Source organism: Bacillus sp. LR_5 (genome assembly GCF_042709275.1).
This window is the reverse complement of the sequence record NZ_JAVAXX010000247.1, coordinates 1-9,505: the sequence shown is the minus strand read 5'-3', so window position 1 is coordinate 9,505 and position 9,505 is coordinate 1. Positions and strand designations below refer to the sequence as shown.

The 9,505-nt window shown below is 43.2% G+C and carries 10 protein-coding genes and 1 riboswitch; of the genes, 4 read left to right on the top strand and 6 right to left on the bottom strand.

From position 1 onward, the window contains the following. The 3 genes from RAC86_RS30045 to mtnA all read left to right on the top strand — a co-directional run. Window positions 1–736, top strand: a 736-nt coding sequence (locus RAC86_RS30045; RefSeq protein ID WP_377886352.1) for a carbon-nitrogen family hydrolase, incomplete at its 5' end; no start/stop codon positions are given. Between the two features lie 83 nt (window positions 737–819). Then, a riboswitch (SAM riboswitch) is annotated at window positions 820–976 on the top strand. A gap of 92 nt (window positions 977–1,068) precedes the next feature. Further along, the gene (gene mtnK / locus RAC86_RS30040; RefSeq protein WP_003244973.1) at window positions 1,069–2,262 is read left to right on the top strand and encodes an S-methyl-5-thioribose kinase; all 1,194 of its coding nucleotides are present in this window, start codon (window positions 1,069–1,071) and stop codon (window positions 2,260–2,262) included. A 7-nt stretch (window positions 2,263–2,269) separates the two neighbouring features. Beyond that, window positions 2,270–3,331 (top strand): S-methyl-5-thioribose-1-phosphate isomerase, encoded by a 1,062-nt coding sequence (mtnA, locus tag RAC86_RS30035; protein WP_377886351.1) that lies wholly within the window; start codon window positions 2,270–2,272, stop codon window positions 3,329–3,331. Window positions 3,332–3,364: 33 nt separating this feature from the next. Here the strand turns inward: mtnA and RAC86_RS30030 are convergent, their stop codons facing one another. The 3 genes from RAC86_RS30030 to kinE form a co-directional block, all read right to left on the bottom strand. Next, a complete protein-coding gene (locus tag RAC86_RS30030) occupies window positions 3,365–3,490 on the bottom strand; it encodes a hypothetical protein (protein ID WP_003232500.1) in 126 nt (41 codons plus the stop codon). Between the two features lie 90 nt (window positions 3,491–3,580). Continuing rightward, a complete protein-coding gene (gene ogt / locus RAC86_RS30025) occupies window positions 3,581–4,078 on the bottom strand; it encodes a methylated-DNA--protein-cysteine methyltransferase (RefSeq protein ID WP_377886350.1) in 498 nt (165 codons plus the stop codon). Further along, a complete protein-coding gene (gene kinE / locus RAC86_RS30020) occupies window positions 4,075–6,291 on the bottom strand; it encodes a sporulation two-component system sensor histidine kinase KinE (RefSeq protein WP_229762405.1) in 2,217 nt (738 codons plus the stop codon). Before kinE ends, ogt begins: the two co-directional genes overlap by 4 nt. A gap of 252 nt (window positions 6,292–6,543) precedes the next feature. Between kinE and RAC86_RS30015 the strand changes: the two genes are divergently transcribed. Continuing rightward, on the top strand, window positions 6,544–7,566 hold the full coding sequence (locus RAC86_RS30015; RefSeq protein ID WP_003245573.1) for an acyltransferase family protein: 1,023 nt from the start codon (window positions 6,544–6,546) through the stop codon (window positions 7,564–7,566). A gap of 40 nt (window positions 7,567–7,606) precedes the next feature. Here the strand turns inward: RAC86_RS30015 and RAC86_RS30010 are convergent, their stop codons facing one another. The 3 genes from RAC86_RS30010 to ktrD form a co-directional block, all read right to left on the bottom strand. After that, window positions 7,607–7,789 (bottom strand): hypothetical protein, encoded by a 183-nt coding sequence (locus RAC86_RS30010; RefSeq protein ID WP_048655226.1) that lies wholly within the window; start codon window positions 7,787–7,789, stop codon window positions 7,607–7,609. A 2-nt stretch (window positions 7,790–7,791) separates the two neighbouring features. Continuing rightward, complete coding sequence (locus RAC86_RS30005; RefSeq protein ID WP_003232510.1) at window positions 7,792–7,947, bottom strand: hypothetical protein; 156 nt, start codon at window positions 7,945–7,947, stop codon at window positions 7,792–7,794. A 144-nt stretch (window positions 7,948–8,091) separates the two neighbouring features. Further along, window positions 8,092–9,393 (bottom strand): Ktr system potassium transporter KtrD, encoded by a 1,302-nt coding sequence (ktrD, locus tag RAC86_RS30000; protein ID WP_377886353.1) that lies wholly within the window; start codon window positions 9,391–9,393, stop codon window positions 8,092–8,094. Between the last annotated feature and the right edge of the window lie 112 nt (window positions 9,394–9,505).

Here is a 9,505-nt window from a genome sequence, read left to right as displayed (position 1 = left end):
CAAACCTTCGGAAAATATAAAAAAGGCTGAATTTTTCATCGAAAAAGAAAGCAAACATGCTGATGTTCTTGTTCTGCCTGAATTATGGACGACCGGATATGATCTGGCCAATCTTGATGAACTCGCTGACGAAGACGGCCGCTCCGCTCAGAGCTGGCTGAAGAAAACGGCAAAAAAACATGGTGTTCATATTGTCGCCGGATCGGTCGCTGCCAGGAAGAATTCTGATGTTTATAATACAATGTACATCGCGGATAAGGAAGGGCAAATCATTAAAGAGTACAGAAAAGCCCATCTTTTTCAGCTGATGGATGAGCATCTGTATTTATCAGCCGGTTCCGAAGACGGATACTTTGAGCTTGACGGCGTCAAAAGCTCAGGATTGATCTGTTACGATATCCGTTTTCCGGAATGGATCAGAAAACATACGACAAAAGGCGCCAACGTGCTGTTTATTTCTGCGGAATGGCCTCTTCCCCGCCTTGATCATTGGAAAAGCCTGCTTATTGCGCGGGCCATTGAAAACCAATGCTTTGTCGCTGCCTGCAATTGTACCGGTTCAAATCCGGATAATGAATTTGCAGGACATAGCCTGATTATTGATCCATGGGGGCGTGTACTTGCTGAAGGCAGCCGGGAAGAAGGCATAGTCCGAGCGGAAATCGACCTTCAAGAAAGCGCAGAAGTTCGGGAGAGCATTCCTGTTTTCAATGATATCAGAAAAGATTTATATTAAAAAATATATTGACAACTAACTAAATTACCTGTTACCATGTTCATCAACTGATAAATTAGAATTGTCAAACAAGTGAATATATTCTCTTATCGAGAGTTGGGCGAGGGATTTGGCCTTTTGACCCCAACAGCAACCGACCGTAATTCCATTGTGAAATGGGGCGCATCTTTTTCGCGCCGAGACGCTGGTCTCTTAAGGCACGGTGCTAATTCCATTCAGATCTGATCTGAGAGATAAGAGAGGCGGACATAGATGTTAAGCCTCCTTCTCTCTGAGAAGGAGGCTTTTTTACGGCTACATATTAAGTGATTACATAATTGGAGGTTATGATGATGGGAGTCACAAAAACACCTTTATACGAAACGTTAAATGAAAGCTCCGCTGTGGCGTTGGCGGTGAAGCTTGGCCTATTTCCAAGCAAAAGCACGCTGACATGCCAGGAGATCGGAGACGGCAACTTAAATTACGTTTTTCATATTTATGATCAAGAACATGACAGAGCATTGATCATTAAACAGGCGGTTCCGTATGCAAAAGTGGTGGGAGAAAGCTGGCCGCTGACAATCGACCGTGCAAGAATCGAAAGCAGCGCTCTCATCCGTCAGGGCGAGCATGTGCCTCACCTGGTTCCAAGAGTGTTTTATTCTGATACGGAAATGGCCGTTACCGTCATGGAGGATCTCTCTCACCTCAAGATCGCAAGAAAAGGACTCATTGAGGGTGAAAACTATCCTCATCTGTCGCAGCACATCGGTGAATTTTTAGGAAAAACACTTTTCTACTCATCAGATTACGCGCTTGAACCTAAGGTGAAAAAACAGCTTGTTAAACAGTTTACAAATCCAGAGCTATGCGACATTACGGAAAGACTTGTTTTTACAGATCCTTTCTTCGACCATGACACAAATGATTTTGAAGAAGAGCTTCGTCCTTTTGTCGAAAAGCTTTGGAATAATGACAGCGTTAAAATCGAAGCCGCTAAGCTGAAAAAGTCATTTTTAACGTCTGCAGAAACGTTGATTCATGGTGATTTGCATACAGGAAGCATTTTCGCAAGTGAGCACGAAACAAAGGTGATTGATCCTGAGTTTGCTTTTTACGGACCGATCGGCTTTGATGTAGGGCAATTTATCGCCAACTTATTTTTGAACGCACTCAGCCGTGACGGGGCTGACAGAGAGCCGTTATATGAACATGTCAACCAGGTCTGGGAAACGTTTGAAGAGACGTTTAGTGAAGCCTGGCAGAAGGACAGTCTGGATGTTTACGCCAACATCGACGGTTACCTCACTGATACGCTCAGCCATATTTTTGAAGAAGCAATCGGATTTGCGGGCTGTGAGCTGATACGACGCACGATCGGCCTTGCCCACGTAGCTGACCTGGATACGATCGTGCCGTTTGATAAACGAATTGGCAGAAAACGCCTGGCGCTCGAAACCGGCACAGCCTTTATCGAAAAACGTTCGGAATTCAAAACGATAACAGATGTTATTGAATTATTTAAGTTACTTGTAAAGGAATGATCCATTCATGACCCATTCATTTGCTGTTCCACGTTCTGTTGAATGGAAAGAAACAGCTATTACCATTTTAAATCAGCAAAAGCTTCCTGATGAGACGGAATATTTGGAGCTGACGACGAAAGAGGATGTATTTGATGCGATTGTCACGCTCAAAGTAAGGGGCGCTCCGGCGATCGGCATTACGGCTGCCTTCGGGCTGGCGCTTGCTGCCAAAAACATTGAAACAGATAATGTCACGGAATTCCGCCGCAGACTGGAAGACATCAAACATTATTTAAACAGCTCACGGCCTACCGCCATTAATTTGTCATGGGCGCTTGAGAGACTGAGTCATTCGGTCGAAAACGCGATTTCCGTAAATGAAGCAAAAACAAACCTTGTCCATGAAGCAATTCAGATTCAGGTCGAGGATGAGGAAACGTGCCGGTTGATCGGCCAAAACGCCCTGCAGCTTTTCAAAAAAGGCGACAGGATCATGACAATCTGCAATGCCGGCTCAATCGCGACAAGCCGCTATGGAACGGCGCTAGCTCCGTTTTACTTGGCCAAACAAAAAGATTTGGGATTGCACATTTATGCCTGTGAAACAAGGCCTGTCCTGCAAGGTTCACGCCTTACTGCTTGGGAGCTGATGCAGGGGGGCATTGATGTCACTCTGATCACAGACAGCATGGCCGCCCATACGATGAAGGAAAAACAAATTTCCGCTGTTATCGTCGGAGCCGACCGAATTGCAAAGAACGGTGATACGGCAAATAAAATCGGCACATACGGTCTTGCCATTTTAGCAAACGCCTTTGATATACCGTTTTTTGTCGCCGCACCTTTATCTACATTTGATACAAAGGTCAAATGCGGCGCTGATATCCCGATAGAGGAACGGGATCCCGAGGAAGTCAGGCAGATTTCCGGAGTTCGGACCGCTCCATCCAATGTGCCTGTCTTTAATCCCGCTTTCGACATTACACCTCATGATCTCATTTCAGGAATCATCACAGAAAAAGGGATTATGACCGGAAACTATGAAGAAGAGATTGAACAGCTGTTTAGAGGAGAAAAGGTGCATTAAAAAACCGCTGGACTTTGCTCATTTGGAGCCGAGTCAGCGGTTTTTTTGTTTCTTTTTGTTAACATTGATGATTTCATCTTTTTGAGCGCTTGATAAGATATGCAGTTTCACAAACAGTTCGGCAAAAACGGCAAGTTTCTCAGAGCGGCTCGGCTTCAATTGCTTTGTCCTCCTTTTTCATCAGACCAACTTTTTTAACTTAATAAAATGATATGTCGGCCGTGAAAAAAAGGGAACGTGCCATATGTTTTATTTTTCTTTATAGGAGATTCGCTCGATGTTTAGCAAAAATGCTTTGAGCTCCGTTTTGCTTCCGGCGTATCCTGTTAACGCACTGTTTTTGCCGATCACTCTGTGGCACGGGACAAAAATCGGCAGGTCGTTACGTTTATTAGCCTGTCCGACAGCGCGCACCGCTTTCGGACTGCCGACCGCAGCGGCAATATCCGCATAGCTTCGGGATTCGCCATATGGAATCCTCTTCAGCGCCTGCCACACTTTTTGCTGAAAAGGAGTGCCCTTTTGGCTGAGCGGCAGGGAGAATGTCTTTCTTTCGCCTGCGAAATATTCTTGAAGCTGTTGTTTCGCTTCTGCAAGATTAGGTGTTTCCTTGTGCTCAGTATTCTGAACCGTTTCTTTCCAATCCACCCAATCTTCCTGACTGAGAAATAGACGAGTGATCCGGTCCTCCTCTTCGGCAATGATAAGTTCACCGAGCGGCGTTTCGGCTGTCGTATAGTAGTTCATTCATCATTCCTTCTTTCTTCAGCATTCTGTCTGACAGGAAGCGTAATATGGAAAACGGTGCCCTTCCCTTCTTCACTTTCTACCATAATCTCGCCTTGATGTTCTTCAATAATTTTATAGCTTACCATAAGCCCAAGTCCAGTTCCCCGTTCCTTTGTCGTATAAAATGGTTCACCAAGGCGCTTTAATTTATCTTCTGTCATTCCGATTCCCTCGTCTTTTAAGGAGATAAGAACATGATCTTGATCCAATGCCTTTATCGTTACAAAAATATTTCCGCCGTCAGGCATCACTTCGATGGCGTTTTTTAATATATTGATAAAAACCTGTTTCAGCTGATTCGGTTCACAGTAAATCGGGGGAATGTCGTCAATTAAATCAAGTTGCATTTGTACATTGCTGAGATTGGCTTGCGCATTTAGAAGGTCTATCGTGTCCCTCATAATTTGGGTAACATGTTTTTCCTCATACATAATGGCCTGGGGCTTAGCTAAAATCAAGAATTCGGTGATGATGGATTCGATGCGCTTTAGTTCTGAGGTGATCACGTTGAAGTAAAGGGCGTAGTCTCCCTCGACACTCCCTTTCAGAAGCTGAATGAAGCCTTTAAGAGCAGTCATCGGATTTCTGATTTCATGAGCAATGCCGGCTGCAAGTTCGCCGACAACATGAAGGGTATCTGATTTGCGCAGGCGTTCCTCCAATTCTTTTCGCTCTGTTACGTCTTTAAAGATAGCCAAGTTCATATTTTGAATAATATTCCGTTTAAATGAGAATTCGAGTTTTCTGTTATCACCGCTGCTCAGCAAAAATGGAATTTCGTTGTCCATTTCATCAAAATTAATCTGCCTTGCCGGTGATGCCAGATTTTCTATTTCATAAGCAGAAATAATGTCTAACAGGCTGTGCTGTTTTATCTCTTCATGTGACAGGCCCAAAATATGGCTTGCTAATGGGTTGGCGTCGATGATCCTGTATTGATTGTCGAACAATACATTGCCGTCCATTGAGCCGTTGAACACTTTTCTGAATTTCAGCTCGCTTTCCCGAAGCTCCTTTTCCATCCGCTTTCTATCGCTTACATTTCTTAAGATCGTCAAATGCTGATTTTCAAGGATTGTCCGTTTTGAAGTAAATTCAAGCTCTTTGAATTGCCCGTTCCCCATTTGAAACAGCAGCTCTTCTCTGATCTCTCCGTATTTTGCGTATTTCCTTTTCGTTATGCTGTATTTCTGCTGCGAGTCAACGAGAAAATCACACAGCTTTCTTTTCAACAGCAAATTCATCGGCAGCTCAAAAATTTTACAGGCTGATTGATTCGCTTTTACGATTCTTCCGTCATTCGACCAGATGATGATGGCGTCCATTGCATTTTCAAAGATTTCTCTGAAGCGCTCCTCACTTTTAAAGAGCTGCAGCTCCATAGACCGCTTCTCTGTGATATCCCTCATAATGGACATATAAAAACCGCTGATGATGTTTGATGTAATCGTGAATTCAAATAGTTTTTGAACTCCTGAACGAAGCTTGACAGGCAGCTCCCCCTTCGCTTTTCCCTTGCGGTTGAGCGCCTTCCAGATATTGTCGAAATCTTTTCGTGAGCCGCTGTCTATGAACTCATACAAAGATAAATGAGACAGCTCATTATGATTGATTTCAAAGCTTTTACAAAAGGACAAATTGGCATCAATAAAACCGCCATCTTTATCAAACAGGACGATTCCGTCAACTGCTCTGTCAAACAAGTCCTTAAAAAGCTGTTCATTCATAGAGAATTCCCGCTCCAGAATCTTCTTAGAAGATATGTCCCTCATGACAACAAAAAAGAAATCCTCACCAATGCCTCTTTTGGCCAGAAACTCTATGTATTTTGTTGCCCCGCAATCAAGCCTGATCGGAACCTCCTTCCACAGAAAGCCTTTTTTAAAAAACTTCTTTACGGAAAGATTCAGTTCATCCTTTGGGATTGAAAACAAAAAATCCAAAACAGAACGCTTTTTCAAATCTTCCGAGTCAACTTGAAACATCCTTTCTGTTGCTTCATTTGCCTGAACAATCCGCATTTCGTTATCACAAATAAAAATAGCATCGAGCGTATTGTTGACAATCACTTGATGCTGATTCAATTCCTTTTTCAGTCGCGCGTTTTCTTCTTTGAGGCGATTCAGTTCCTCTCGCAGCTCCGAGTTTGTCTGGACACCAAGAGTTTCCATGCATGTACACTCCTTCTTCAAAACCTATCCCTCAATATTTCTACAAAATGCGGGAACTTCCTTCATTTGCCCTATAAATTTCAGAAAATTTCAGCGCCATTACATTACGAAGACATTTTCTACGATCCTTACCGTCACTTTACATCGACCTAACAATCAGCATTTTTTTAGATTCCTTTTTCATCTTTTATTTTAAAATATGTACCAGCAGGGAATAATCTCTTAGTGACTGATGAAAGAGAAGGTGATGCTATGAGTAAATCGCGGGACAGTTATTTCGATAACGCAAAATTTTTATTGATATTCCTTGTTGTATTCGGTCATATCCTTCGTTCCTTTATTAATGATAATCATTTTATGCTCTACCTCTACAAGTTCATTTACACATTCCATATGCCTGCATTTATTCTTGTATCCGGTTATTTCGCGAAAGGCTTTAAACGGGCGGGATATGTAAAAAAGCTGGCGGTCAAGCTGATTATTCCGTATTTGATTTTCCAAATCATTTATTCCGTCTTTTATTACATTATGCAAGATGAAAGCATGGCAAATGTGAACCCGATTGATCCGCAATGGTCGTTATGGTTTCTTGTAAGCTTATTCTTTTGGAACCTGCTCCTATATCCTTTTTCAAAGCTTTCAAAGCAGTGGGCGCTGTTTGTCAGCTGCGGAATCGCCGTGCTGATCGGTTATCTGGACTTTGTCAGCAGCACGCTGAGCTTGTCACGGACATTCGTATTCTTACCGATGTTCCTTGTCGGTTTTTATTTAAATAAACATCATTTTGATTTATTGAGATCAAAACGCGGCAAACAAATTGCGCTCGGAGTGCTTGCCGCAGTATTCGTCATCTGCTGGGGCATCGATTTTGACTATTCTTTTCTGTTTGGTTCAAAACCGTATTCTTCATTTGGAGACGTTACCCTGGTAAGCGGACTATCCCGAATCGGCTGGTATGTACTCGCCTTTGGGGCAACCTTCAGCTTTTTAGCGCTTGTTCCGCAAAAACGGTATTTCTTTACCAAATGGGGAACCCGGACATTTTACGTGTATCTGCTTCACGGGTTTATTATTAAGACATTACGACAGGTCGGGCTTGAGGATTGGCTTACTGACTATCAAAGCTTAGTGATCCTCTTGCTTTTAACAGCAGCCCTGACATCAGTCCTCTCCAGCAACTTTGTTAAGACAGTCGCTCAGCCCTTCATTGAGCTGAGGATGACCAGCTTATTGCAATTTGTCAGAGGAACGGGCAAAAATGCTTATTTAAAATAGAAAAGCACCTCTTAAGCGGACGCCGCCTAAGAGGTCTTTTTTATTGGTGTTTTTTATTTTTGTTTTTTTCTTTTTTCTTTTCAGGCTTGGTGACTTCCAGCGTTTCGATGATCTTCCCGGCATTGTAATCCCCAAGTTCACTTGAGAACTCTTCCTCCAGCACCTTTTTATTCATAGGCTTTTTATGATTTTGCATGTCTCTGCTATGACGGTTTTTCTTCACAACTACATGCCTCCCTGCTGGCCCTGTTTGGAATTGCGGTTTGCCCCTCTAAAATTGGGGTCGTCATGATATTGTGTCTTATATGAATTGGGGTCCATGCTCTCGGTAGGTGTATTGTTATTTTTAATGGCTTCATTCACTTCAGCTTTACGCTTCATACGAATCCTCCTCGCCAGTTTTCAGACATTTTAAGATGCAGGAGCGTAAATTGCACCTGTCGAAGTTAGGTTCTCCAACTGAACAGGAGGCACACATCTTTTTTTTGGCAATCAAAAAACACCGCAAAGTATGCGGTGTTTTGCCTATCCGATAATCACTCTTTCTTTCGGATAGTGATAGTTCGCTTCAATTTCCTTTCTTCCGATCAGATACAGGAAGGTTAGGATGCCGATTCGCCCGATAAACATGACAATCATAATGACGCATTTTCCAACACTGCTCAAATCTGCCGTAATTCCAAGCGACAGGCCGGTTGTACCGAATGCCGAGCACACTTCAAACAAAAGCTCCAGCAGGGAATGTTTTTCTGTAATGGTCAGAATGAGTGTCGCGCCAAAAACGAGCAGGATCGCCATCATCGTGACAACAAGCGACTTCATCAAGTCAGCAGGGTGAAGCTCCCGTTTGAATACCTTTACGGCCTTATTGCCGCGGGCAAAATGAAACAGCGCAAGAAGGTTCAAAGCAAAAGTCGTTGTCCGTATGCCTCCCCCGACTGAGCTTGGCGACGCTCCGATAAACATCAGCGCACAAATAAAAAAGAGTGTGGAATCTGATAATTGGCTGATATCGATTGTTGCCAGTCCCCCGCTTCGGGTTGCCGTTGATTGAAACAGGGACAAAAACAAAATATCATGCCATGATTTTCCTGCGAACGCATGGTTTGCTTCCAGGGCAAAGATGCCAATGGCTCCAAACAAGACAAGTGAGCCGAACGTAATCGTCGTGATCTTTGTAAAAAGCGTAAATGGATAACGCCGATGCTTTGAAAACAGGAAATCCTTTACTTCAACAAGCACGGGAAATCCAATCGCTCCAAATATAATTAAAAGCATTGTAATAAACTGCACAAAGTAATCGTGGCGAAATGGAATCATCGAATTACCGGTAATATCAAATCCGCCGTTTGTCGTTGCACTGATACTGGCAAAAAATCCGTGTAAATAAGCTTCCTGATAGGAGTCATAGTAGGTTAAGAAATATGTGCCGAGAATCAGCCCGCCAAAAAATTCAATCCACAAGATCAGAAACAGTACCTGCTTCATCAGATTGACAATTCCTGAAAACTGGGATTGGTTTTGATCAACCATAATCAGCTTCCGTTCTTTCAGCCCGATTCGTTTTCCCATGATCAGCCAAATGAACGTTCCGAGCGTCATAATTCCGATTCCGCCAAATTGCAGAACAAATGCTAATATAAAAATCCCTATTGTGCTGAATGTATCAGCTGTATCAACTACCGTCAGCCCCGTTACGCTGACTGAACTGACAGCTGTAAAAAGCGCATCAATAAACGTCCAATCCGCCCCCGGTTTATGGGCCGCCGGCAAACTCAGCAATATAACGGCCACAGTAACTGCAAGATAATAATATAATGCGATCAGCTGGGCCGGTTACAAGGCCTGTATCAATTTTCCAAACTTTAATCTCATGTAAAATCCTTCTGCCTCGCTTTTTAAGTACGGTAACTGTCTCTTTTACTCATCTCCGATCCCA